Source organism: Aromatoleum diolicum (assembly GCF_012910955.1).
Taxonomy (GTDB): Bacteria; Pseudomonadota; Gammaproteobacteria; order Burkholderiales; family Rhodocyclaceae; genus Aromatoleum; species Aromatoleum diolicum.
Genome location: NZ_WTVQ01000006.1, coordinates 144,344 through 169,803, shown reverse-complemented (window position 1 = coordinate 169,803; position 25,460 = coordinate 144,344). Strand labels below are relative to the sequence as shown.

Here is a 25,460-nt window from a genome sequence, read left to right as displayed (position 1 = left end):
GCTCGAACCCATCGGGTATATCCCGCCCGCAGAAGCTGAGGCAAACTACTACGGGCAACTCGCCCGTCAGGCCGCCATCGCGGCCTGACTTAAACCAACCGGCCTCCACGGAACCCGGTGCGATTCATGGTTGAGGACGGAACGATGGGAAAGTGGCACGTAGCAAGCGGGGAGACCTGTTGGCGAGGTGAACGCCGGCAGGAGTCAGAGTCCCAATAGTACCGAACACGGAGCAGTGGGTTGGGCCGTGGAGAAGTGCGTCAGAGCAAAAGGCGCATCAGGGAAGTGGGGCAGGAAAGTTGATAGCGAAAGGCCGGAAAGAGGCAGAGATGAGAGTCGAAGCATCACCAGTGTCGGAAACGACTAGACGAGATGCAAGCGCGCTGGGAAGCTGCGTGCAGCGGAAATTCGCGCCCGCTCCAATCTGGACGGAAGCTATGTTGGCTGCTCTACAAATCGGAGTTAAGGGAGGCAAATGGCATAGTCTGATCGACAAAGTATCGCGCCTTGAAACGTTGGGGCTGGGATGGGCACAGGTCGAACGAAACGCTGGGGCGGCGGGAGTGGACCGGATGAGCGTGGAGCGATTCGCGCAAGCACGGGACTGCTATCTGGCCGAACTGGCGCGAGCGCTGCGGGAGGGGAGCTATCGTCCGCAGCCGGTAAGACGTGTGTATATCCCCAAAGGCAAGGGGCAGCGCCCGCTCGGTATACCAGCTGTCAAAGACCGCGTGGTTCAGGCTGCGCTGAAGCTGGTGATCGAGCCGATCTTTGAGCACGAATTCGAGTCGAGAAGCTTCGGCTTCCGGCAGGGGTTGGGCTGCAAAGATGCGCTGCGTGAAGTGGACCGGCATTTGAAAGCGGGACACTTCTGGGTGGTGGACGCGGACCTGCAAAGCTACTTTGACACGATTCCACATGCATCCCTTCTCACGAAAGTGGGAAACCGGATTGCAGACGGTCGGTTGCTGGAGCTCGTTCAGCGCTTTCTCAAGCAAGACATCATGGAAGACATGAAGCGGTGGACGCCGACCTCTGGCAGTCCGCAGGGGGCGGTGATTAGCCCCTTGCTCGCCAACGTCTACCTTCACGAGCTTGACGTTGAAATGCGTGAAGCCGGGTCGGTGATGGTGCGGTACGCGGATGACGCCGTGGTGTTGTGTCGCAGTCGGGAGGAAGCGGAATCTGCGCTGGCTCGCATGCATGCTTGGGTGAGTGCGAACGGATTGACGCTTCATCCGGACAAGACCCATGTCGGGGATTGCCGAGTGGAAGGACAAGGGTTCGAGTTTCTGGGTTACCGGTTTGAAGCAGGGCAGCGTTGGGTGCGCAAGAAAAGTCTGATGTCGTTGCGCGATAGGATCCGCGCCAAGACGAAGCGTAACGGCGGACATTCCGTCGAATGCGTGATTGCGTCGCTCAATCCGACTCTGAAAGGCTGGTACGGCTACTTCAAACATGCCCATCGGTTCACCTTCTCGTCAATCGACGGCTTTGTTCGCCGTCGATTGCGGGCGATGCTGCGCCGGCAAAAGCACCGACCGGGCCAAGGTCGATGCCTACGCGATCACAAACAATGGCCAAATGCTTTCTTCGCCGACCTTGGGCTGTTCACGATGTCCGAAGTCCATCGATCGGCGCGCCAATCCCGATGAGGAAACAACTGACTGGAGAGCCCGTCGCGGGAAAACTGCACACCGGGTTCGGAGGGAGGGGACGGCGATCGCCGTTCCCTACCCCTATCCTCGGCCGATGAGCTCTCATTCAGCCTCCGCTCGGGGGGGGCTGCTCCGTTCAGAAACCTGCCGCCGGGCACCGAAACGTAGAATGTCTCTTGTGGTTCCGCTACCACGCGGCAGGGGGAGGGGTGTAGGGCCGGGCAGGGGAGGCGCAGGCCCTTACGCGATCTCCTGGGTCGCGCGGCGTCCGCTCGCGGTAGCGATGAGCGTGGCGGCGAGGAGGATGACCAGTCCGCCGAATAGTTGTTGTGCCTGCCAGCGTTCCCCGAGGAAGACCGCGCCGAGCGTGACGGTGACGAGCGGTTCGACCGTGGACAGAACCGACGCCCGGGTTGGCCCGATCTGGCGCAATCCGGCGAGGAAGGCGCCGATGGCGAACGCCGAACCGAAGATTCCGATGCCGATTGCCGCGAGCCACCCGCGGGAGGTATCCGGCCAGTCGAAACCCGTGACGGCGGCGATACTGCCGTGCACCAGTGCGCCGGAGGCGAGCACCACGAACGCACCGGCGAGCGGCGAGGTCTGCGCCGGCAGGCGACTGCCGGTGACGATATACAGCGCATAGACGACACCCCCCAACAGGCCAAGGGCGATCCCGATCGGTTGGCCGCTGTGGTCGCCGGCCAGGGTAAGGGTGAGTCCGACGGCGGCCAGGAGCAGGGCGCCGATCTCGATACGGCCGAGGCGATCGAAGCCGGCGATGGCCGAGATGACTGCGACGCAAATCGGGTTGGTATACAGCAGCAGGGACACCAGACCGCTGCTCGCGTGTTGAAGTGCCGCGAAATAGGCAGCGGCCGCCGCCGCGTACAGGCCACCGCCGATCAGGCTGTAACCGGCAAGGGCGCGGCCTCGCGGAAGCGGAATGCGGTTGATGAAGATCCACGCCCCCAGCATTGCGGCACCCAGGGCGAAGCGCAGGAAAATCAGCGTGGTGGTGCTGACACCGTCCGCGTGGGCGAGATGGGCAAATAGTGCAATGCTGCCGAAGCCGGCAGCGGAGCTAATGATCAGAAAAAAACCGGAGAGCGGCATGATCGAATCCTGACGTGATTACGTTGCACAGCCTATGCGAGTTGTCTTTCCCGCCGCAAACCGATAGTTTTGCGCTTGAGGCGCAAAATTATTGAGGCTCAGGATGAAACTCCCTCCGCTCGCCTGTCTGCGCGCGTTCGAGGCTGCGGTGCGCACCGGCGGTTTCGCCCGCGCCGCCGACGAACTTGCGCTGACTCCCAACGCAGTGGCCCATCAGGTGAAGCAGCTCGAAGAATGGCTGGACATGCGGCTTTTCGAACGTCACGCCCGCGGGGTCGTGCCCACGCCGGCAGGCTCCGCCTATGCGGCGGCGGTGGCAGACACGTTCGAGCAACTATCCGCTGCGACCCGGCAATTGCTGGTCCGCCGCGATGACCGGGTGGTGACCGTGACGGCCATGCCCTCGCTGGTGACTCGCTGGCTCATGCCGCGCCTGCCACGGCTGGCGGTCCGCCATCCGGATATAGAGGTGCGTGTGCTGGCCTCCGTGAAACACGTCGATCTGTTTCACGGTGAGGCGGATGTGGCGATTCGCCTGGGACGGGGGCCGTATCCCGGACTGGCATCGGAAGAGCTGCTGATCGAGAATTTCGTCGCCGTCGCCAGCCCCCGCTTCCTTGAGGCTCACCCGAATCTCGCCACGCCGGCCGACCTCTTCCGCCTACCCCTGCTCCATGACGAGATGATTGACGCGCTCCCCGACGAGGTGGACTGGCCCAAGTGGTTCGAGGCGGTGGGCGTCAAGCCGCCGCGCCGCCTCGCGGGGCACCTCTTCTCGCATACCTATCTCACCCTGGAAGCGGCAATCGCCGGGCAGGGTGTGGCGCTGGCGGGCGAACACATATTGGGCGACGCGATCACGGGTGGACGCCTGCGGGTGTTGTTTAACGGCCTGTCGGTGAAGGGGCCTTACCAGTATCACTTGCTGCGCCTACCTGGCGCCGAAGTGCGGCCGGCGGTGGCGGCAGTGTGCGACTGGGTGCGGGAAGAGGCACGGGCCGGGTAAGAGACCTGCCAAGCACCGAGGCGTGCGGCCGTTTTTCGCAACACTGCCGCCGCTCAATTCACGCGGGCTGGCCGACAGCATTGGCCGAAAAAACGTCGGTGAGGCGGGGCGATTCACAGCCCCCGTCACGCGTGGTCGGGCAAGGGGAGCGACAGCCGCGGGCCAAGGCGTTAGTTCGCCGGCGCTACCTCTGCTTCCGCGGCAGCTACAGGGGCAACCGTAGGTGTTGGGGTGACTGAATCGGCGGCTGCCTTTGCCACACGCTGCTGCTTCTTGTCGAATTTGGCTGCTGCAGTGGCGAGGGCGTCGAGAGCGCCGCCGTGAGCCAGCCATGCCTCTACCCAGCGAGGTTTCCTGCCACGCCCTGACCAAGCGAGATCCATTTTAGAGGGATGACGATATTTCACTGCAACAGGAGTTTTGGGGGCCGCCGGGCGTCTTGCGTCGTTGGCCTTCGGCTTTTCCGAGTCGGGAGAGCCGCCCAACACGTCTTCCAGTGACAAGCCGTGCTCGCGAGCCATCCTCTTGAGCTTCTTCAGCAAGGCGTCCTTTCCGGTCGATTGCTGTCTTGCGATCTCCTTTTCGATTCGCGCGCGAAGCTGTTTGAGTTGGGTAAGAGAGTAGTTGCTGAGATTCACCGGCATAGAGGGGAGTTCACCATAGATAGCTGCAGGAAGCGACGTATACGGTGCGAAGTATAAGGAGCTTTGAAGCCCCGCGTTGGACGACTCGGCGATCGCCGTTGTCGAAGGTGTCCTGCTATCAGTCTGGGCCCCGTCATAGCCCCTGGATCATCTGCCTGAACTGGGCCGCGTTCCGTTGCGCATAGTCACCGAAGTTGTTGTTGAAGACTGCATGCACGGACTTGGCCGTCCTCCCCAGCCCTCGGACCTTCTCAGCCAACTCCGTCAACTCCGCAGGCCCATAGAGGTAGTTGAACCGTTCCCCGGACGAGCTCAGTCCCTTCTTGTCCCAGGTGTCGGTGTTCCTCCCATGAAACCGGACAATCGCCACGTGCGGGCACGTCACCTCCCACAGTGCCGGGACACTGCTGGCAAAGCCTTGGGGCTCATCGACGACGACGTGTGCCAACCGGTGTTCCCGTTCAAACGCCATCACCCGGGCCGCCCGATCGCCCTCAAACCATGTCCGGTTCCGGAACTCCACCGCCAGTTGAAATCCCCGGAGCCGTTCAGCACATTCCAGGATGTGATCGAAAGCCGCCCTGGAGGGCACGAACCAAGGTGGGAACTGGAATAGCACCACCCCGAGCTTTTGGGCAGCACGTAACGGCTCCATCGCCATTGCAAACCGAGTCCATAACTCGTCCTTGAGCTCGGGCGGTACGTCCTTGTAATACACGTTCGCTTTCTGCACTGGTCCCAGGGCATCCCGGATGTCCTTCGGTAATGCCTGCGGATCGGTCTGGTGTTGTGTGAAAAGGCGAAACGCCTTTACGTCAAAGGTGAAGTCGGGAGGTGTTCGCTCTGCCCACTGCAAGGCGTTTCTCACCGAAGGCAGGGCGTAATAGGAGCTGTCCACCTCCACGACCGGAAACTGGGTGGCGTAGTAATGGAGACGGCCCGCAGGGGTTTTCACGTCGTCGGGGTAGAAGAGTCCGGACTCGATGAGAGCCTTGTCGGTCCATGAGGCCGTTCCGATGAGGATGGTGCCTGTCATGCCGCTCTCCTGGTCGCATGTTTTTCAGGGTAGCGTGCACAGGCCAAGACGGTTAGCGTCCCTGCGTGGGTGATGCACTGACCGACAGGCGCCGGTGGGCCACGGGACGATCAGGAGTCGCGGGTTGCGGCTGTCGGAGGGGCGTTCACGTCGGCGTCCCGCTGGTGCGCGCTCCGAGCCCGTGACGCCTCCAATTCGCCAGTGACCTCGGCGAGTTTGGTAGCCAGCGCGCGGGCTTCCTTCCGTGTCGTCGACAACTCGGTTTCGAGATTCATCGATCGCCGCTTCTGCTCCTGAAGCTGGCCTTCGAGGCTTGCCACGGCTTGCCTGTGGCGTTCGTGGGCATCTGCCAGTCGGTCGGCGAGCCCCGCGGCCTTCGCGTCGCTTGTCGCCGCCGCGCGCTCGGCATCCGTGCGCGCTGTGCGCTCGGCATCGATGGCATTCCGAAGACGTTCGATGTCCTTCTCCAGCGCCGGAATCGCTTCGAGGCGCAGAGTGGCCTTCGCCAAGTCGGTCCGGGTGGCCTCGGCGGTCCGACGCTCCTGAGCCGCTTCGTCGCGGGTGACATCGAGGTCGGCCGCGAGCTGCGCGACCTTTCCGGTGAGCGTTGCCTTCTCGGCCCGGAGGACCTCCGAGGTGTCTTCCAGGACGTCGACGCGCCGGGCCTGACGCTCGTTCTCCGTGGCGAGATCGTTGGCGGAGGCAAGCGCGTCGGCGAGTTTGGCCTCGAGGTCGGCGCGGGTGGCGGCGTTCGGATGCCGCGCTTCGATGGCACCCGGTTATCGAGGTCGGGGCTTTTCTCTGCAGACTACGCGGCGCTTGTTGCCGGGAAGGACGTCCCGGTTGCCACCGCCCGGGCCGAGCTCTTCGATCGTGCTGGGGGTGAATGGCTGCTGGCGTTGCGGCCATGCCGGCGCTCTTTTCCACCGGAAGGCCGAGCTCATACAGGAATAAATATAGGTAAACAAATATAACTACAGGGGAGCTCCCGGGCGATCGCCGCAAAGGCAGTACTGGCGCGGGTTTCCGGGCGATGGGTGAGTCAGCGGCGGGAGTTGTTCAGCGCACGCTGCCGGGAGTTGTTCAGCGTGGATAAGTCCGCGAAACGGGTTTAACTGCCTGTTGTTAAGGGGAAAACCGTGCGGGAGTTGTTCAGCGTGGATAACTTGGGTTATCTACAGGGTTTTCCACTGCCCGGGAGGACGGCCCGGGAGTTCTTCAGCGCACTTGGTCGGGAGTTGGTCAGCGCGGAACGGATCGCGGCGACGGCAGCGCGCAGCGACGCGTGCCGGGCCATTCTCGGCTGGCGTGCAACGGGTAGTTCGGGCGGCGGGAGTTCTTCAGCGCGTCAAAAGAGGTCGCGCTGGATCTGCTGCGGCAATACGTGGGGGCGAGAGGGCAGCAACACGACCCCAGCATCGCGAACCTCCACACAGGCCTGCGGATAGACGACAAGTACGAGCTTCAACGCCTTGAGAAATGCCTTCTTGAAGTCGCGCACGGCTTGCGCGGTTTCAGTGCCGTAATCGGAGCCGAACTGCAACATCAGCGGTTCCCAGCGAATCGGACGGCTGCGTCGCTGTGTGTAGCTCATACGGTAGGTAAGCCAGGTGTAGATGTCCATCGCCAGCGGCGAGCCGCGCAACGCCTTGTAGGCGCGGAGATCGATCGGCACGGGGTTGTTGATGCATTCCTCAAAGAACCCGTTGCTAAGCCGCACTTGCGATTGCCATCGGCCGGCTTCGTGAGCCTGCTGTGGCGTCCACAGTCCGGTCAACACCGCGTCGTCCAACTGCAATTCGTCGGCGATGAGGACGTTCCGTAGCAGGAATCCCCGTTGCTGTTGGGTGCCGGTGTAGTGCGCCGTAATGAGCGAGCCAAAGAGTCGCTTCATCTGCTCGGCGACGCGGCTACCGCTCCCGCGTGGGCCGCCGCCGGTGCTGCGCAAATCCATGACGTCGTGCAGGAAGGCGCGCAAGCAATCGCCCAACTGGATCACCGGCGTTTGCTTGCGCACGGCCTCGGTCGATACCCACGACATCAGCAAACGGGGATAGATGCCGTAGGGAATGCCTCCTTCGTAACCGGCGATGATCCGCAGACGAAAGTCCCCGTTCTGACGCTTGAAGACCTCCGTCTTGGGATCCTTGTACGGCATCGTCGCGATGATCAGGGCGCGGGCCATGAAACCCAGGGATCCGGCGCCTTTGGCGTCCTCGGCCTCGATGGCCAGATGCGTGTCGATTACTTCGCGCACCCATGCCGGAAGGGGTTGTCCCGAACGAAAATCAAAAGTCAGATTTTTCGGCTTTGTTGTGGACATGGCTTCTCGGTGCTCCTGTCGCTCCCAACTCCCTCGTTCGTGGGGCCGTGACTTCGGGCGTCGCTTACGTTGACCTCTCGGCCCGGCGCCTTTCGTGACCCTTCAGGTTGCCCGTTCTCCCAAGAATTTCTGTACGCTCACCAGAAGGCTTATTCGGCTGCTTGGCATGGGTTCCGCCTTCCGACCGGAGGTCGCCTTTAACGTGTCGCCGTCGACCCAGTCCTCCCAGACGGTAAGCAGTTCCGCATCCAACTCGTCGGGACGTCGTGCTTCCGATGGCACCGGCCGATGCTCAATCCACCGGATTTTTCGCCGCGAACCGGTGCGTTCCACGATCTCCACCCATCCATATTCGTCGTGGATTGTCGCAAACGCAGAAGCGAAAGAGGAGGCAGTGACCCGCGACGTGACGCGCTCGTCACCCTGTGCCCGTCGGACGCCATTCACGGGCACTGGTCGCACGCGTTCGTCGGGACGCTGAATGGCCTCCGGCCGTAAACGCGGGTCACGGAAGTCCGGCGCAAGGAAGTCGAGATCGTCGCTCGTGGTAGTCGTAGTCTGGACTGCTCAGCACAGCCGGACTGAATACCGTGTAGCGAGACGGGGCGCATCACGAATGCTTCGTGAAGTGCTTCTTGGCTCAGTTGCAAGCAGGCTCGCCATCGGTATGCGAGCATGAAGGGCGATTAGGTTCACCCAAGGAGAAAAACAAAAATCGCCCAGAACTCCTGGTAACCCTTTACCCAGGCGAGTTGTACGAACGTGACCGATCCACCTGCGAAATATCGTCGATCGCGACGCAAAATTCAAGCTGCGATTGCGATCCAGCTCGATGGCGCGCCTTCAATCCGATCAATGCCTTGGGCGAGATCGCCGCGGCTACTTCGATTGTGCCGCCACGTGGCAACGCTGGTTTCCCGGAAGGCCCCGCATGGGGCAGAGGCATGACCATGGGCGATCAACCAAGCCTTGACGGTTGCGCTCGCAGGGCGTAAAAATATTCATAGTGTTCAGCCAAGTGGCTGCGCAGTGTCCGGTCAGCCCCTGTAACCGGAACGGCCTTCGGGCTCGGGGCTTCGTCAGCGTCACCCACCCGATCGGGAAGATCTCTCTTCCCGATGTCGGGCGTGAGATCTCCCGATTTCTTGTTTGGAGATCATCATGTCCGACCAAGCACACTCCAATACCGCTGCTCCCGACAAGGAGTATTTTGATCTGCACACGCAGGGATGCGGATACTTGTCCCGCATTCGCTGGGTGAATCCGCGCAAAGGCGGAGGTCGTCAAGGCAAGCCGTTTCTCGCCTGCGCGATCAACGCGTTGCACGGGGACACGACGGATCCCAGCTATAGCTATTTCGACGTGCGTGTCACCGACGACGCCTGCGTCGATCTGGTGCAGTCGTTGCAACAGGACGTCGATGCGGGCCGCAAGGTTTTCGTCGCGTTCAAGGTCGGGGACATCTACCCGCATTCGTACACGGCCGAGGTCAAGGACAAGACCACCGGCCAAGTGACCCAGGAGGCGCGTGCCATCATCAAGGGCCGTCTCTTCCTGCTGAGTCACGTCAAAGTGGATGGGGAGACGAGATTCGAGCGTCCACCGCAGCAAGTTGAATCACGCAACGGTACCGACGGGTGACGCGTCATCCTGGATGCGCCCGTTCACACTTCGAGAGCCTTTCCGACTTTCCACCGTTTTGCACGTTTCGGCAAAAACGTGTGCAGCGCGATCTGTCAGCCCCTGAAACAGGTACGGCCTTCGGCCCGGGGTTTTCTCACATGGGTTTGCCTGTCAGCGCCCCCGCTCTGGCCCGGAAAACCAGTGCTTCCTTGAAACCGGACCCGCCGACGAAAGTTGGCGGTCCTTTTCCGGCAGGCTGACCACATCCGTCTTCTATGAAGTTGTCACCCATCGGGGCGCCTCCCCGACGGGGCAGGCCTCCGATCCATCCTACGGAGGTTGAAACCATGAGCGTGACCGTCGAGGGCTCCCTTTGCATCAAGCGCATCAACGGCGCCAACGGGCCATTCTGTGTGGGCGACCTGCTCACCGACATTGGCGAGTTCCGCGTCAAGGATCCCGTTCTCGATCAGTTCGAGGAGGGCGTCTATACCGGCCACTACACCATCCAGCGCATTTTCTCGTGGTCCTATAACGCGAATGGCCGACTGGTGGTGGAAATCCGGGCGCGCCTGGCCGACCTGCAGATCCATGCCGGAACGGAAAGCTCGCTTCCGGACTCGACGACTGAGCCCGATCCAGCCGACGAGTCCACTCACGATTCCTCTGCGGCCGCGCCCGAGCGCGCACCGGTCGCCGAAAAGCAGGACGCGAGTCCGAGCAGGACGCCTGCCGATTCATCACCTGACGAGTCCGAAGCGATCCCATGCCCGGCTCCCGACGATTCGTCTGACGGGGCCTTGTTCGGCGAGGAACTCCATGCATTGGTGACGTCGCGCCGGCCGGTGAAGCTCGACCCCGCGATCGACGACCGCCGGCGCTTCCGGGAACAACGGAACCGCCTGAAGTCCGGTCTCCATTACGGATTCATTCCCGAGGAGCAGACGTGGTATCCGGAGGAGTCGGACCGGTACCAGGCATACCTGGCCACGAAGTCCGATATGTGACGTGCGTCGGCCATGGCGGCCGATGGAACAATCGCCCGTTCGCGGGCTTTCCGAATCAATGCCGCAGCACCCGGCGCTGATTCGGAAAGCCCGTCAGGGCGTCATTGATAGCTGGGCAGCAACACGCCCGATGTGTTGCGGCATTTGCGTGGGCGACTCGACCCGCGCGCCTTTCTCATCGGCACCCTGGCCTTCCATTGGGGTGTCTCGCACCGGTGCACCTCGTGCTCCCACGCCGCTGGCGACGGAGCCGGCCGGTGTGACGAAGGCATCGTCCAAACTCCCGTCCGAAGCGGAACCAGCGGGTTCCCACAGGCCGCCTGGGTGCAGGCCGTCTCTGGGAGTTCGTTCATACGCTGTCTGTTGCCGGTGCAATCCGCCCGGCAGCCTGTCAGTCCCTGCAACAGGCAGGAGCGTTCGCTCCGGGATACCACTTCTCACCCCCGCGGGTCGTCGTCGGCCCGTAGCGCCCGATGCACCGCGATTCCCTCACGGAGGCATCATGGCCCTGATCTTCCCGCGCCTGGCGCGCAACTTCATCAAGAACGGTTACTTCCCCACCGACGAAGCGACCTTGGGGCGCATCATCGGCGCCCTGGATATCGCCGGGGACGATCTGCGCATCTTCGATCCCTGCTGTGGCGAGGGATGTGCCTTGCACGCGCTCAAGGGCACGCTGGTCGAGTGCGGCGCCGCGGTCCAGGCTCTCGGCGTTGAGTTCGACGCCGATCGCGCCTGGTATGCCAAGTCCTTGCTCGATGTCGCGATCCACAGCGACATCCAGGACGTCGTCGTCAGCCCGCGTACGATGGGGTTGCTGTTCCTCAATCCACCCTACGGTGACGCCGTTGCCGACCGGGCCCACACGGGCGATAGGGCGAAGGCCGAACGTCTGGAAAAGATTTTCTTCCGCAGGTCGATCCCAACCCTAGCCTACTGCGGCATCCTGGTCCTGATCGTGCCGTACCACGTTTTCGATGACGAGTTCGCGAGCTTGATCGCCCGGAACTTCGACCGCGTCCGCTTCTTCATGGCGCCCGAACAGCAGTTCAAGCAGTGTGTCGTATTCGGCGTGCGGCGACGGTCGCCTCGACCCGAGCCGGCGATCGCCTCCATGTTGCGAGCGGGGGGCAAGGGCGATTTCCTCGATCGGGTGTTACCGGAAACGTGGCCCGAGGAGCCCTATCTCGTTCCCGAAGTGACGACGGGGGAGGTCTTTCGTTTCCACGCCGTGCGGATCGACGCGGCTCAGCTCGCCGCCGAGGTGCAACGCCTCTACGCGCACAGTCTGTGGCCCCAGTTCGGCATCCATTTCGGTGGCGGCAACGCGGAACACCGGCCGCCGCTGAGAGCGATGGGGCGCTGGCATCTCGCCCTCGCACTGGCGGCAGGCCAGGCGCAAGGCGTGGTGACTTCCGCGCGCGGACGCATCCTCCTCATCAAGGGCGATACCTACAAGGACAAGGTGCGCACCGTGGAACTCAGCGAGAACCCGGATGGCACCGCGAACGAGACCGTCATCCTGACCGACCGCTTCGTGCCCGTAATACGGGGTATCGACTTCACGCCGGGATCCAGCCTGGGGTCCGTCGTCACCATCCAATAGCAGCGGGGCGCACGGCCCGGCTTCACGCTGCGGCGGAGCGCTTCCGCCATCGCTCATCCGGCGCTCATCCGGCGCTTATCGGCGCTCATCGGCGCCCAACCATCCTCAGCAACGCAGCCCGAAGGAGACCGCCTTTCGGGCGATCTCTTTCGGTTGACCGCGTAGCTATACATCATTTTAGGAGAATGTCATGGATCACGATCTTATGTGGGTGCTCGTGCGCGAGGTCGATGTGCCTGCCTTGGCCCGAACCCAACCGCGCCATGCGCAGAACGAGGCTGAGTGGAGAGCCCACTGCACCGACTTTCTGCGTACCAGATTGATGTGTCACGCGGCCGGCCTCGCCACCACGGAGGTGATTTGGGCACTGGCCTGCCACGCGAGGGATGAGCCGGCCGCCTTCTGGGCAATCATTCAGCGCGTGCGAACCGCCTTTAATCAGGCGCTCGCGAGCGCCTTGAACCGGTTGTGCGAGCTGCTCCCCGAGGCGAGTGCCGATCAGATGGAGATTCCGGTAGGAGCCGACGGCGACGTCGATTGGCAGGAAGCCCTCTTTCCGATGTCGGCCGCGCTCCTGACCTACCTCGCCGACCGGATGGTGGAAGGCGCCGATCACACGGATGTCGCGCGACGCTCCTTTCCTGAAGATTCAGTGCATGACGCCCTCACCGAGCTGGCGACACTGCTCTCCGACCGGCTGACCGGGCAGTCGCCGTTCTTCGACGCCAGCGCCCGTTCGGTCCATATCCCGACCGACTCGACCCTGAAGTCGGCGCTTGGCGCCGGCGAGCAGCTCGTCCTGGTGCCAGTGCGACGCATCGGCACCTGAGCGCCCCTCGCGGCGCCAGCATCAGCGCGCCTCATCTTTCAACCACCCCATCGGGTTCCGCCCCGTAGGGGCGTCCCGACGGGCCTGACGGGAGTCTCATCATGATCATCCGACAGATGAAATTCGACCGCGAAGCCGACGAATCTACGCTGCTGCGCATTCAAGCCTTGCGGGTGGCACTTTTCACACGTGGCAATCCGGATCTTGGACAGGATCCTGGCCAACCGCTGCTGGAGATCCCCAACCGTTTTGCACGGGTCACTTCTCTCCTGGATGCACGCCGGCGAGTGCGAGCGTTTATCGACCAGCACGCGCTCGGTTCCGGTAACTGGGCAGGTGGCCAGGTGCTCGACGGTTGCGATCAGCAGGTTGCCTATATCAGCTACAACGGCCGTGTCTGGCTGCCGGCCCTGCACGAAGCACTGTCTTCGAATTGAAAGATCCTGCGAGCCCTGCGCCATCGGCGCGGGGCCTTTTTCGAGTGCCTGCCACAGCGACACTGGAAAAAGCGATTCACGCGAATGGAATTGCCGGTTGATGGACGCCGACTCCGTGGAGTCGGCCTATCTCGACCTGTCAGCCCCTGAAACAGGTACGGCCTTGGGCCTGGGGTTCTCTTGATCTATTCACACGTTCCTTTCAACCCGAGCCGACCGCCATCCGGCAATCGGCTCCCTGTCATGGAGGTCTCCATCATGTTCTCGATCGAGTCTTTCTCGGACCTGTTCGCGGATGCTTGCATCCGCGGCGAGCAGTCCGAGCTCCTGCTGCTCTCGCTGTATGGGCGTGACACGTCGGTGCTCCAGTTTATGTCGGCATTCTCGGTGCCGCGCGACCAGGGCGGCCTGCTGACTGGCGGACAGGCCTGCTTCACGATTGTGGAGTCCGACCAACGTCACACGGCCTACGTCCCCGATCTGGACCGGATCCAGAAGCTGACCGGCCGGTTTCCGGATCGCAACCTTTTCGGCACGCTCACCCATACCTGGCTCTACGATCCGATCCTGGTCCAGCCTGACCGGGCCGGGCGCACGGCCTGGCTGCTGAGCGATGGCGTCGAGATGTCTCGTTCGCGCCTATGGACGCTCGTCAAGGCGCTCAGCCCTTTGCCGCTCCTTGACCACTGGCAGGAGCCATTGCTGGACGGTCTGGGAGCGCGCATCTGCACCCCCCTGAGCACATTCAAGTTCCCTCCCATCGGAAAGCTTGGCGGCATCCGTGTGAGCCTCGGCGACCGGTTCGAGGACATCGTGTCGATAGGCGTGAGCGAAGGCGCACTCTCGCTCAACCCCGATGCGTTGCCGACCGATGCCGCGTTGCGTGTAGCAGCGATCGCCAACGACTTGCCGCCCAAGCGGGCTGCAGAGGGCCCTTTGTTTGAACTCGGCAGGGTGGTCATGACGCCGGGCGTCGAAAGCCTCATCGATATGTGCCCGAGGCTGATCAACCGGTGTCTTGCAGCTTATACCCGTGGTGACTGGGGTGTGAGTCTCGACCGACAGCTCAATGACGAAGCGGTGAGTTCGGGCGACGGGCGCATCCTCGCGGCCTATCCGATCGATCCGGCGCGACCTTGCGCCGGTTATGGCGAAAACACGCTGTGGATCATCACCGAAGCGGACCGGAGTGTCACGACGCTGCTCCTGCCCGAAGAGTACTGATCGAGCGCTTCCCGGTCGGCACTGCATCGGCGATTCCAACGCCATGTCATCAACCCCTGCGGGGACACGAACCCGCGGGGTTCGGTCTCCGCCGCTTTCCAGGAGACCATCATGCACCTTGCCCAAGTACAACTCGCTCCGCCCGTCGCACCCCCGGAGCCCGCAAACCTCGCGCTGTCCGATTTCGTCGACGAATTCGGAGACAGCCTCCTCGAGGCGGTCCGTCGCCAAAACCCGCCGATCTACGACGGCAAGCCCGATCCTCATCGGGATGCGCTGATGGATCGGCTCGCTCGCCGGCCGTTTCCGGCCCAGCGCGAAGCGGTTCAGGCCCTGACCTGCCTCCTGCTCGACGCCAGCGAGCCCGCCGCCGTCCTCAACGCCGAGATGGGCACCGGGAAGACGATCATGGCGATCGCCGCCGCTGCGTTGATGCACGACGCCGGCTACCACCGTACTCTCGTCCTCTCGCCGCCTCACCTGGTCTACAAGTGGCGCAGGGAGATCAAGACGACGACCCCGGACGCCCGCGTGTGGATCCTCAACGGGCCCGACACCCTGCAGAAGCTGCTCGCCTTGCGTGCCATGCGCGCGCGGCCCACGGTGCCGGAATTCTTCGTGCTGGGGCGCGTGCGCATGCGCATGGGCTTTCACTGGCGGCCGGCGTTCGTCGTCCGCAAGACGGTCTATCACGACGAGTTCGGCGCACGCCATCTCGACGCCTACGCGAGCTGCCCCGACTGCGGGGAGTGGCTGACCAACAAGGCTGAGGACGGCACCGATATACCCTTGTCGGTGCCCCGCGCGCGACAGGTACTCGATGAAAATCGCTGCGCCTGCAGCCGGTGCGGCGCCCGTTTATGGACCCTGACCCGAAAGGGCAAGCCACAGCGGACGCAGCGCGAGCTGGTGGTCGATGCGCTCCAGCAACTCCCGACTATCGGCGCGAAGACCGCCGAGCGTCTCGTGAGCCGATTCGGTGAAGAGATGCTCGGCGCCATGCTGGCGGACAACCTCTACGAGTTCATCAACTTGATGGACGAGGAGGGCGATCTGGTGTTCTCCGACCGGCAGGCCTCGCGGATGGAGCGCGCGATGGCCGCGATGGAGTTCAGCTTCGGGCAGGGCGACTATCAGGCGACCGAGTTCATCAAACGCTACCTGCCGCAAGGCTACTTCGGCTTCCTAGTGGTGGACGAAGGGCACGAGTACAAGAACGCCGGCAGCGCGCAGGGCCAGGCCATGGCCGTTCTGGCCAGCAAGTGCACAAAGATCTTGCTGTTGACGGGGACGCTCATGGGCGGCTACGCGGACGATCTCTTCTACCTGCTGTGGCGCCTGAATCCGCGGGCGATGATCGATGACGGTTACCGCGCCAACGTCCGGGGCAGTCTGGGGCCTGCTGCGATGGCTTTCATGCGTGATCACGGTGTGGTGAAGGACATCTACCGCGAAGTGGGGGCGCATGCCCACCGCACCGCCAAGGGCAAGACCATCAGCCATCGTACTGCGAAGGCGCCGGGTTTCGGGCCGAAAGGCATCATGCGCTACGTCCTGCCGTGCACGGTGTTCCTGAAGCTGAAGGACATCGGCGGAAATGTGTTGCCGGCGTATCGGGAGGTTTTCGAGTCCGTCGACATGACTGATGCACAATGCGAGGCGTATACGAAGCTCGCGGGCGTGCTCCGGGCCGAGCTGGTGCAGGCGCTGCGCTGTGGCGATGCAACCTTGTTGGGCGTGGTCCTGCAGGTGCTGCTGGCGTGGCCTGATTGTTGTTTCCGGGACGAGCTGGTGAGGCATCCTCGAACCCGGGAACAACTTGCATTCCAGCGAGCCATTTTCGGCGATGGCGAGGTGAGCCCGAAGGAGCGGGCGCTGATCAACCTGTGTCGGCAGGAGAAGGGCAGGGGCCGCAAAATGCTCGTGTATTCCATATACACCGGGACGCGAGACACGACGATGCGGCTCCGCGCCCAACTCGAGCTGCAGGGCTTCAAAGTGGCCGTCTTGCGCGCGAGCGTGGATGCGGCGAAGCGCGAAGACTGGGTTGCCGATCAGGTTGAGCGCGGCATCGACGTGCTCATCACCAACCCTGAACTGGTCAAGACCGGCCTGGATCTGCTGGAATTTCCGACGATCGCCTACATGCAGTCTGGCTACAACGTCTACACCCTTCAACAGGCCTCACGACGCTCCTGGCGCATCGGGCAGACGCATCCGGTGGATGTGCATTTCTTCGGGTACGCCGACACCGCGCAGATGGCCTGCCTTGCCCTCATGGCCCAGAAGATCGCGGTCGCGCAATCGACGTCGGGCGAGATGCCCGACACCGGACTGGACGTCCTCAATCAGTCGGGCGACAGCATCGAGGTCGCGCTGGCGAAGAAGTTGATCGCCTGACCGCGCCATTTTGGGCATCACTGCGAGGGGCAGCTCACGCTGCCCCCGCAGCGTTTCACGCTTCACGTTCCGGATTTCTCAGTCTGTGATTGGTAAGCCGCGCAGAGTAGGGCGTGCGTCTCCCGGAAGCGGCGCAAGCCTTGCTGACCGACTGGCTCGTCAAAGCGCAGGCTTCGGAGGCAGGCAATGATGGCGACTCAGCCCGATAAACAGCCTCTTTACGACACTCGCCTCGATTTTCGGCTGTTCAACCGGCAACAACCAAGCAGCGGAAGGGCGAAGGGGCTGATTCCTACTCCAACCCCCGCTCAAGTATGTATGGCCATATCATTGTGATGCAATAAAATATGCTATGCTGCGCAGCACCCCGCGTTTAATCGAGCTTCCATGGTCCATTCTCATCTCGTCGAGCTTATGCGTCACCACCAGTTGAAAACGGCCGAGTTGGCGCGATTGGCACATGTCAATCGAAGCACAGTCGCCGCGCTGACGCGTGATCGGGCGACCAGGGTTGATCTCACCGCCTTGGAGCGAATCTGTACGGTGCTTGGGTGCGGGCTGGGGGACCTGCTGGAAATCGTTCCGGACGAATCGCCGCAAGACAACGACGCGCCTGTTGCGGGAGCGACCTAAATGCCCATGAGCCTCAGCCGCTGGCAGACTGTTTCCCCGTCTCAGTTCGCTTGGGAACGCGAGGCCCTTGATTGGCTTCGAAACCACCTTCCCGATCGCGAGCCTTGGCACGCGTGGACCAACTTCGAGTTCATTGATGAGGAAGGTAAGGTCAATGAGGTCGATGCGCTGATCCTCACGCCGGCAGGCCTTTTCCTCGTCGAAATCAAGAGTCGCCCCGGTGTCGTCACAGGAGACGCGCACACCTGGGTGTGGGTCACCGATGGCCGCGAACGGGCATACGATAACCCGCTCATCCTGGCCAACCGCAAGTCAAAGCGGCTCGCCAGCCTGTTGCGGCGGCAATCCGCGGTGTTCAAGGCGAAGGTCCGCTTGCCTTTCATCGAACCGCTGATTTTTCTGTCAGCCACCGGTCTTAGCTGCAAGCTTGCCGGCACGGCGCGGTCTGGCACGTACCTGCGCGGCCAGCCGAGCAGCGAGGCCGACCCCGGCATCATCGGGGCGCTCAACAACGGCATCGGCAGCGTCCGCGACATCCGGCCCAGCCACGTCGATCATCAGCATGCTCGTGTGCTGGCCCGGGCGATGGCAGAGGCCGGTATCCGGCCTTCGAACAAGCATCGCAAGGTCGGCGACTACCAACTCGGCGCGTTGTTGTCCGAGGGAGCGTCCTATCAGGACTGGGAAGGCACGCACACGGCGATGGACGCGGTGCGTCGGCGTGTTCGCATCTACACCGTCGCCGCTGCTGCCACCGCCGACGCCCGCAAGTCGCTGGTCCGCCAGGCGCAGCGCGAGTTTCAGATCCTCGAAGGCATCGACCACCCCGGTATCGTCAAGGTCAAGGACTACCAGGACACCGAACTCGGCCCTGCGCTCATCTTCGATCACGACCCCAAGGCGATCCGGCTCGACTTCCTGCTGCGCGAGATGGGCCAACTGCTGAACGTGGATCAGCGCCTGCAGATCGTGCGCGACCTGGCCGAGACCCTCAAGTACGCCCACCAGAAGCGTCTGTACCACCGGGCCTTGTGTCCGCAAAGCGTGCTGGTTCAGGACGTTGCCGGCTCAACGCCGCGACCGCGCATCATGAACTGGCAGACGGGCGCACGGGAAGGCACGCAGAACAGCGATACCGTCGATCCGGCGCGCCGCACAGTCGGCGGCACCATGCACGTCGAGGAATATGTCGAAGACCCGGGCCTCGTTTACCTGGCGCCTGAAACCTCGCAGGCCGAGACGCAGCACGGCCCAAGCCTGGACGTGTTCTCGCTTGGCGCCATCACCTATCACGTGTTCTCCGGCCGACCGCCAGCAGGCTCGGTTTTGGAACTAGCCGAGAAGCTTCGCATTGGGCAAGGCCTGCGTCTATCTGACGTGCTGGATGGCTGCGGAAAACAACTGCAAGACCTCATTCAGTACAGCACCAACCCCGATGTGATGGGCCGCTACGGCACCATCGACGAGTTCCTGCAGGACCTCGACATGGTGGTCGATGAGCTCACGACCCCTGAACCTGAAGCCACCGTCGACCCGGCCGAAGCACGACCCGACGAGCGCATCGAAGGTGGCTTCACGGTCATCCGCAAAATGGGACGAGGCTCGTCGGCGGATGTGCTTCTGGTCCGAGAGGATGGCAGCAGCGAAGAGATGGTCCTGAAGGTCGCGCTCGACGCCAGCCTAAATGACCGCCTCACCGGCGAGGGCGATGCGCTGTCGAAACTCCGTCACCCGAACATCGTCGAGTGGCAGCGCACGCTCACCGTCAACGGTCGGACGGCACTGCTCATGCGCAAGGCGGGCGAAAAAACCCTGGCCGACCGTATCCGCGAAGAAGCCCGTCTTTCGCTCGACCTCCTGCAACGCTTCGGCGAGGAACTGATCCAGGCGGTCGACTACCTCGATCAGCAAGGCGTCGCCCACCGCGACATCAAGCCCGACAACATCGGCATGTCGCAGGCCGGCACCCGCGGCAAGCTGCAACTGGTGCTGTTCGATTTCTCGCTCACCCGTAGCTCGGCCGAAAACATCTCAGCTGGCACGCACCCCTATCTCGATCCCTTCCTATCGCTGCGCAAACCTGTGCGCTGGGATCTGCAAGCCGAGCGTTTTGCGCTCGCCGTCACGTTGCACGAAATGGTCACGGGCATAACGCCGCGCTGGGGCGACGGCAAGACGCAGCCTTCGATGCTCGATTGCGAAGCCACGCTGGCCACCGAGCGCTTCGACCCCTTGCTGCGCGACGGTTTCACCGTCTTCTTCGCCAAAGCGCTAAACCGCAACCCCCTCAAGCGCTTCGACAACGCCGAAGAGATGCTGCGCGACTGGCGCCGGATCTTTGAGGCCGGTGCAGCGGCGAGCCAGCAGTCTGCCGACCCGTTCGAAGCCGTCGCCCGTCTGGCCACCGCCAGCACCAATATGGCCGAACTCGGCTACAGCGTCGAAGCGCAGAACGTGCTCGAAGCGATGGCGATCCACAACGCGCGGGAACTGCTGGCCGTCGATCGCGTGCGATTCCGCTACTTGCGCGGCGTCGGCGATCGCATCCGCAAGGAAATCCGCCTCAAGGCCAAAGCCCTGGCCGCCATCCGGCCCGACCTCGTGCAAGGCCGCCCGACGCTGCATGAGGCCGACGACGATTCTGCATCCGCCGGCGCCATCAGCGTCAACGAGTTGGCGGCGCAGTTGCTGCCACGCCGGCCGGCCGGCGACGACCGTCCCGAAGAAACCGCGCTGGCGATCTACCTCGGCCTGGAAGAGGCCGAAGGCTCGACGTTATGGACGCCGCTGGGCGTTGCCGCCAAAGCGCTTTCCATCGACCGCAACGACGTTTCCACCGCCTTGCTGAAAGCCCGCGAGCGTTGGCTGAAGACTCCGCAGCTCACCGAATTGCGCAATCACTTCGAAAGCCTGCTCTCCACCCAGGGCGGAGTGATGACGGTGCCCGAGCTGGCGTCGGCATTGCTCGCCATGCGCGGCTGCGCATCTCAAGATGATGCCGAGCGCATGCGCCTCGCGACCGCCGTGGTCCGCGCCTGCTGCGAGGCCGAAGCTCATCTGGAGCGCCTGCGTTTTCAGGAATTCGAACACCGTCCCTTGCCGCTGATCGCCGTTTCGGCCGAGCTGGCCGAATACGCCCGTCGGCTCGGCTCTTCGGCCGACGCCTGCGCGCAAGCCGAACCCTTGCTGACGCCGCAGCGAGCCCTCGAAACGCTGGAGTCGGTGCCCGCCCCGGAGGCCAATCCGGCGCTCTCGGCCCCGCGCCTGCTGCGCCTGGCCACCGCCTCCTCGCAGCGGGCGGCGCTGTCCAGCCGGCAGGAGATCTATCCGCGCGGCATGGCCGCCTCGCTGGCGCTGCGCCAATCGCTCGGCGCGCTGATGGGAGTTCGTTTCCTCAAGCTGAAGGATGTGCAAGACCGGGTGGCCGGTCGCTACCCTGAAGCGCAGCCCCTGCCGCGACGCCCGCTGCTCGACACGCTACTGGCCGACGTAGGCGCGCTTTTGGTCTGGCGTGATGATGCCCCGGCCGGCCCGGGCTACGTGCCCTCGACGCAAGCGCTTGGCCCGTCGGCCGGCAGCACCACCCAATACTCCCGCGCAGGCACCGCCGTCGAGTGCGGCTTGCCAGTCCATGACAGGGGCACCGACGAAGCCTCCGCCCCGGCGATCGAGGCGCAGAAGCTGGAAGATCGTCTCGCCTACGCCCACAAAGCCGGCGGCTTTCTCGTTCTGACCGTCGAGCCGCGTCTCGCGCACCATGTCGAAGCCGAGTTGCTCCGCCGCTTCGGTCGCCAGCGCGTGAGCTTCGACACGCTGATGCTCAAGGCATTGCGCCAGCAGGCGGCGGCGATGAAGGTCAACTGGAATGTCGTGCTGATGGCCGACGGAGCCGCACCGACCAGCACCGACTGGAGCCGGCTGATGCGCCTGGTGCACAAGGCGCTGCCGCAAGTGAAGCAGGCGCTGCTCGAAGCCACCGCCCCGGTGCTGCTGGTCAATTCCGGCCTGATCGCCCGCTACGGCCTGATGCCGCTGATCGACGACCTGCGTGACGAAGTCGGCCGGCCGGGCAAGCTGGCCAGCCTGTGGATGCTGCTGCCGATGGCGGCGACCGGTCTGCCCACCGTCGACGACGTACCGGTACCAGTCATCACCTCCACCCAGTGGGCGAACGTTCCCGTCGCCTGGGCCAAGAACCTGCACCGCGCCGCCTCAGCGGCTTGAACGCAGAAAATGCGCACGAATGAAACCCACCGATGATAGCTGCCAAAGTCCTGCTCGCTGACCTGACCCGCCTGCTCAAGCGGCTGGAAGACGACCTGCGCGAACGCGCCCTCAGCCCGGCGAGCGAGGTGCCGGAACTGCGCGCCCAATTGCAGGCCGAGTGGCAGGCCGCGCGAGATGCCGAGCGCACGGCAGAGACCTTCGAATCCTGGGCCGAGCAGGTCATCACCCAGGCCGGCGTGCATTGGCTGCTGAGCTGCGTCTTCCTGCGCTTCATCGAAGACAACGGGCTGGTGGATCGGCCGTGGATCAGCGGCACGCCGCAATCAGGCCGGCTGGCCTTGGCGCGCGACCGGCACGACGCCTACTTTCGCGAGCACCCGCACGAGAACGATCGCGACTACCTGATCGAGTGTTTTCAGGAGGCCGGTGCCTTGCCGGGCCTCCACACCTTTTTCGACGAAGCGCACAACCCGGTATTTCGTCTGGGCGTCAGCGGTGACGCGGCGATGGCGGTGATGCAGTTCTGGCAGGAGGTTGCCGCCGATTCCGGGGCACTGATTCGCGACTTTACCGACCCGACCTGGAACACGCGCTTCCTTGGTGACCTCTACCAGGACCTGAGCGAGGCCACGCGCAAGCGCTATGCGCTGCTGCAGACGCCCGAGTTCGTCGAGGAATTCATTCTCGACCGGACTTTGACGCCGGCCATTCGGGAGTTCGGCTATCGCGAAGTGCGGATGATCGATCCCACCTGCGGGTCGGGGCACTTCCTGCTTGGAGGATTTCATCGCCTGGTCGAAGAGTGGTCGAGCAACGAACCTGGGCGCAATCGGCGCGACATCGCACAGAAAGCGTTGGACGCAGTCGCAGGCGTTGACCTGAATCCGTTCGCGGTGGCGATTTCGCGTTTCCGCCTGCTGTTGGCTGCATTGCAGGCCAGCGATGTGCACCGTATGGCCGAGGCGCTGGACTTCAGGATTCATGTCGCCATTGGCGACAGCCTGCTGCACGGTAAGCGCTTTGGATTGACCGCCACAGACGACATGTTTCAGAGCGCCGAGCACTTCGCTGAAACCGGTCTCGCACACGCCTACGCCAGTGAAGATCTGGCTGAGGTACAGGCCATCCTGGGTCGGCAATATCACGCGGTGGTCGGAAACCCGCCCTATATCGTCGTCAAGGACGCCGCGCTGAGTACAGCCTATCGCAAGCAGTACGCCAGCTGCCACCGCCAGTATTCGCTCGGCGCACCGTTCACGGAACGCTTCTTCGAACTGGCACTGACGGGGCGCGATGGCCAGAGCGCCGGCTTCGTCGGCCTGATCACCGCCAACTCGTTCATGAAACGCGAGTTCGGCAGCAAGCTGATCGAGCAGGTGCTGCCGCGTCTGGACCTGAGCCACGTGGTTGACACCTCGGGCGCCTACATTCCTGGTCATGGCACGCCAACGGTCATCCTGTTTGGCCGGCACCGTGCGCCGGTGGGCGACGGCGTACGAACAGTGATGGGCATCAAGGGCGAACCCAGCACTCCAGGCGACCCGGCACAGGGGCTGGTGTGGTCGGCTATCGTCGGGCAGATCGACCGGGCGGGGTCGGAGAGCGAGTTCGTCAGCGTGAGCGACACGGGGCGTGCGACTTTTGGCAAACACCCATGGAGCATTGGCGGGGGTGGTGCCTCCGAACTGCGAGAGCAACTCGACGAGCCAGCAAGCGGTCGCCTTAAGGATCTTGGCGCCGACCTTGGTTTTGGAGTCGTTACGCGAGAGGACGATGCGTACCTACTTGGTGAGTCAACTCTCCGTCGCTCGGGAATCGACCCGAGCCATACGAAACCGGCAGTATCCGGAGAGTGCGTGCGCGATTGGTCCATCGACTCGGCCACTGTTGCACTCTGGCCCTACGGAACGCCAGGGTTTGAAGCCACCTGCGCTCGTGCAACCGAACGGGCTCTTTGGCCCTACAAGACCGGGCTCTCCCGCAGAGTGGCGTATGGGAAATCGCAACTCGAACGCGGCCTTGAGTGGTTTGAGTACTCGATGTTCTTCAAAAACCGGTTTGCAACCCCGCTGACCATCACGTTCGCCTTCGTGGCCACCCACAACCACTTCGTCCTCGACCGTGGCGGCAAGATCTTCAACCGGACGGCGCCGGTGATCAAGTTGCCAGCCGGAACCAGCGAGGACGAGCACTTGGGACTGCTCGGATTACTTAACTCTTCCGTGGCCTGCTTCTGGATGAAGCAAATATTCCACAACAAAGGGAGCACAGTTGATCAGCATGGTGCTCGCCAGCGAACTGATGCGTTCGAGGACTTTTTCGAGTTCACAAGTACAGGGCTTACGGATTTCCCGCTCGCCGCAAGCTACCCAACTGACCTTTCCGCTCGCCTCGATACCGATTCACGCCGGTTCGCTGCATCACTACCAGCAGCGCTACTGGCGGCCGACGACGCCGGAACGCAGGTTCTTCCGACACAAACCAGCTTGGACTCCGCTCGTGCGCACGCATGCGAGATCCGCCGCCAGATGATTGCCATTCAGGAAGAGCTTGATTGGCGCTGCTACCGTCTCTATGGATTGCTGCCTGCCGCCAGCGATGCGTCCGATTTCGAGCACAGTGCGCCACCCGAAGTGGCGCTGGGTGAGCGTGCCTTCGAGATCGCGCTTGCTCGTCGCGTCGCGGCTGGGGTCGAGCAGACCACATGGTTCGAACGCCACGGCTCGACGCCAGTCACTGAACTCCCGAGTCGCTGGCCCGAGGACTATCGCCGCGTTGTGCAGCGCCGCCTCGTACTGATCGAGAGCGATCGCAACATCGGCCTGATTGAACGCCCTGAATACAAGCGCCGCTGGAACTTGTCCTCGTGGGAGGCATTGGAACGCGCCGCGCTGCGCGACTGGTTGTTGGACCGGCTGGAGTCGCCACGGTACTGGACCGCAAGCGCCGATCAGCCGGCACAGCTAAGTTCTATTCGCCGCGTGGCCGACTCCGCCAGGCATGATCCCCAATTCATGCAAATATCAGCACTCTTCGCAGGACATGTGGACTTCGATCCTAGCCAAGTCGTGTTTGAACTGGTTTCCAGTGAGGCGGTGCCCTTCCTGCCAGTGCTGCGCTACACCGACAGCGGCATGCGAAAGCGCGCCCAATGGGAGGGTACTTGGGATGTGCAGCGCCGCGAGGATGCGGGTGAGAAAGTCGGCAAGGCATTGGTGCCGCCAAGATACCAAGGGAAGGACTTCCGAAAGACTGATTACTGGCGCCAGCGTGGTGCCCTAGACGTACCCAAAGAGCGTTGGATCAGCTACCCCGGCTGCGAACGCGGCGCCGACGGTAGCCTCACCATCGCCTGGGCTGGCTGGGACCACCTGCAGCAAGCCACGGCCTTGGCCAGCTACTTCATCGACATGAAGGAACGAGAAGGATGGAGCCGTGAGCGGCTACAACCCGTGCTCGCAGGTTTGCTCGAACTGGTGCCCTGGCTCAAGCAATGGCACAACGACATGAACCCCGATTTCGGCGCGCGCATGGGCGACTACTACGAAAGCTTCGTGACCGACGAAGCACGGGCGCTGCAATTCACGCTCGACGACCTGCGCGCCTGGAAGCCGGCAGCAAGCGCTGCCAAGCGCGGACGCAAGAAATCAGCATGAACGAAACGACGTATCAGGCCAGACGCCAGACTCAG

General features: G+C 63.1%; 17 protein-coding genes. 12 read left to right on the top strand and 5 right to left on the bottom strand.

The genetic code is table 11. The features are described 5' to 3' along the window. The first annotated feature begins 329 nt into the window (after nt 1–329). A complete protein-coding gene (ltrA, locus tag GPA25_RS05705) occupies nt 330–1,655 on the top strand; it encodes a group II intron reverse transcriptase/maturase (protein WP_169259390.1) in 1,326 nt (441 codons plus the stop codon). Between the two features lie 243 nt (nt 1,656–1,898). Here the strand turns inward: ltrA and GPA25_RS05700 are convergent, their stop codons facing one another. Next, entirely contained in the window at nt 1,899–2,774 is an 876-nt protein-coding gene (locus GPA25_RS05700; protein WP_169259389.1) for a DMT family transporter, read from the bottom strand. A gap of 103 nt (nt 2,775–2,877) precedes the next feature. On the opposite strand from GPA25_RS05700, the gene GPA25_RS05695 reads away from it, so the two are divergent. Beyond that, nucleotides 2,878–3,780 (top strand): LysR substrate-binding domain-containing protein, encoded by a 903-nt coding sequence (locus GPA25_RS05695; protein WP_169259388.1) that lies wholly within the window; start codon nt 2,878–2,880, stop codon nt 3,778–3,780. Nucleotides 3,781–3,950: 170 nt separating this feature from the next. Here GPA25_RS05695 and GPA25_RS05690 read toward each other — a convergent pair whose 3' ends face one another. The 4 genes from GPA25_RS05690 to GPA25_RS05675 all read right to left on the bottom strand — a co-directional run bounded on the left by GPA25_RS05690 (nt 3,951) and on the right by GPA25_RS05675 (nt 7,645). Continuing rightward, nucleotides 3,951–4,424 carry an H-NS histone family protein gene (locus GPA25_RS05690; protein WP_169259387.1) on the bottom strand — a complete coding sequence of 158 codons (474 nt, stop codon included), beginning with the start codon at nt 4,422–4,424 and terminating at the stop codon, nt 3,951–3,953. Between the two features lie 133 nt (nt 4,425–4,557). Next, on the bottom strand, nt 4,558–5,460 hold the full coding sequence (locus tag GPA25_RS05685; protein ID WP_169259386.1) for a DUF72 domain-containing protein: 903 nt from the start codon (nt 5,458–5,460) through the stop codon (nt 4,558–4,560). Nucleotides 5,461–5,570: 110 nt separating this feature from the next. Then, on the bottom strand, nt 5,571–5,969 hold the full coding sequence (locus GPA25_RS05680) for a hypothetical protein (RefSeq protein WP_169259385.1): 399 nt from the start codon (nt 5,967–5,969) through the stop codon (nt 5,571–5,573). A gap of 839 nt (nt 5,970–6,808) precedes the next feature. Beyond that, a complete protein-coding gene (locus GPA25_RS05675) occupies nt 6,809–7,645 on the bottom strand; it encodes a replication protein RepA (protein ID WP_169259384.1) in 837 nt (278 codons plus the stop codon). A gap of 1,299 nt (nt 7,646–8,944) precedes the next feature. Between GPA25_RS05675 and GPA25_RS05670 the strand changes: the two genes are divergently transcribed. The 10 genes from GPA25_RS05670 (at nt 8,945) to pglX (ending at nt 25,425) form a co-directional block, all read left to right on the top strand. Next, nucleotides 8,945–9,424: a DUF3577 domain-containing protein gene (locus tag GPA25_RS05670; protein ID WP_169259383.1), complete on the top strand. Its 480-nt coding sequence runs from the start codon at nt 8,945–8,947 to the stop codon at nt 9,422–9,424. A gap of 329 nt (nt 9,425–9,753) precedes the next feature. Beyond that, nucleotides 9,754–10,413 carry a DUF3275 family protein gene (locus GPA25_RS05665; RefSeq protein ID WP_169259382.1) on the top strand — a complete coding sequence of 220 codons (660 nt, stop codon included), beginning with the start codon at nt 9,754–9,756 and terminating at the stop codon, nt 10,411–10,413. Between the two features lie 502 nt (nt 10,414–10,915). Next, nucleotides 10,916–12,019, top strand: coding sequence for a DUF6094 domain-containing protein (locus GPA25_RS05660; RefSeq protein ID WP_169259381.1), 1,104 nt, complete (start codon nt 10,916–10,918; stop codon nt 12,017–12,019). A 190-nt stretch (nt 12,020–12,209) separates the two neighbouring features. After that, nucleotides 12,210–12,848 carry a hypothetical protein gene (locus tag GPA25_RS05655; protein ID WP_169259380.1) on the top strand — a complete coding sequence of 213 codons (639 nt, stop codon included), beginning with the start codon at nt 12,210–12,212 and terminating at the stop codon, nt 12,846–12,848. A gap of 101 nt (nt 12,849–12,949) precedes the next feature. Further along, complete coding sequence (locus GPA25_RS05650; RefSeq protein WP_169259379.1) at nt 12,950–13,285, top strand: hypothetical protein; 336 nt, start codon at nt 12,950–12,952, stop codon at nt 13,283–13,285. Between the two features lie 258 nt (nt 13,286–13,543). After that, nucleotides 13,544–14,509 (top strand): hypothetical protein, encoded by a 966-nt coding sequence (locus GPA25_RS23825; protein WP_211162963.1) that lies wholly within the window; start codon nt 13,544–13,546, stop codon nt 14,507–14,509. 111 nt (nt 14,510–14,620) lie between these two features. After that, on the top strand, nt 14,621–16,909 hold the full coding sequence (locus tag GPA25_RS05640) for an SNF2-related protein (RefSeq protein ID WP_169259378.1): 2,289 nt from the start codon (nt 14,621–14,623) through the stop codon (nt 16,907–16,909). Nucleotides 16,910–17,296: 387 nt separating this feature from the next. Continuing rightward, the gene (locus tag GPA25_RS05635; RefSeq protein ID WP_343034846.1) at nt 17,297–17,542 is read left to right on the top strand and encodes a helix-turn-helix domain-containing protein; all 246 of its coding nucleotides are present in this window, start codon (nt 17,297–17,299) and stop codon (nt 17,540–17,542) included. Then, nucleotides 17,543–21,766 (top strand): BREX system serine/threonine kinase PglW, encoded by a 4,224-nt coding sequence (gene pglW / locus GPA25_RS05630; protein WP_169259377.1) that lies wholly within the window; start codon nt 17,543–17,545, stop codon nt 21,764–21,766. A gap of 32 nt (nt 21,767–21,798) precedes the next feature. Then, on the top strand, nt 21,799–25,425 hold the full coding sequence (gene pglX, locus GPA25_RS05625; protein ID WP_169259376.1) for a BREX-2 system adenine-specific DNA-methyltransferase PglX: 3,627 nt from the start codon (nt 21,799–21,801) through the stop codon (nt 25,423–25,425). Nucleotides 25,426–25,460: the final 35 nt, after the last annotated feature.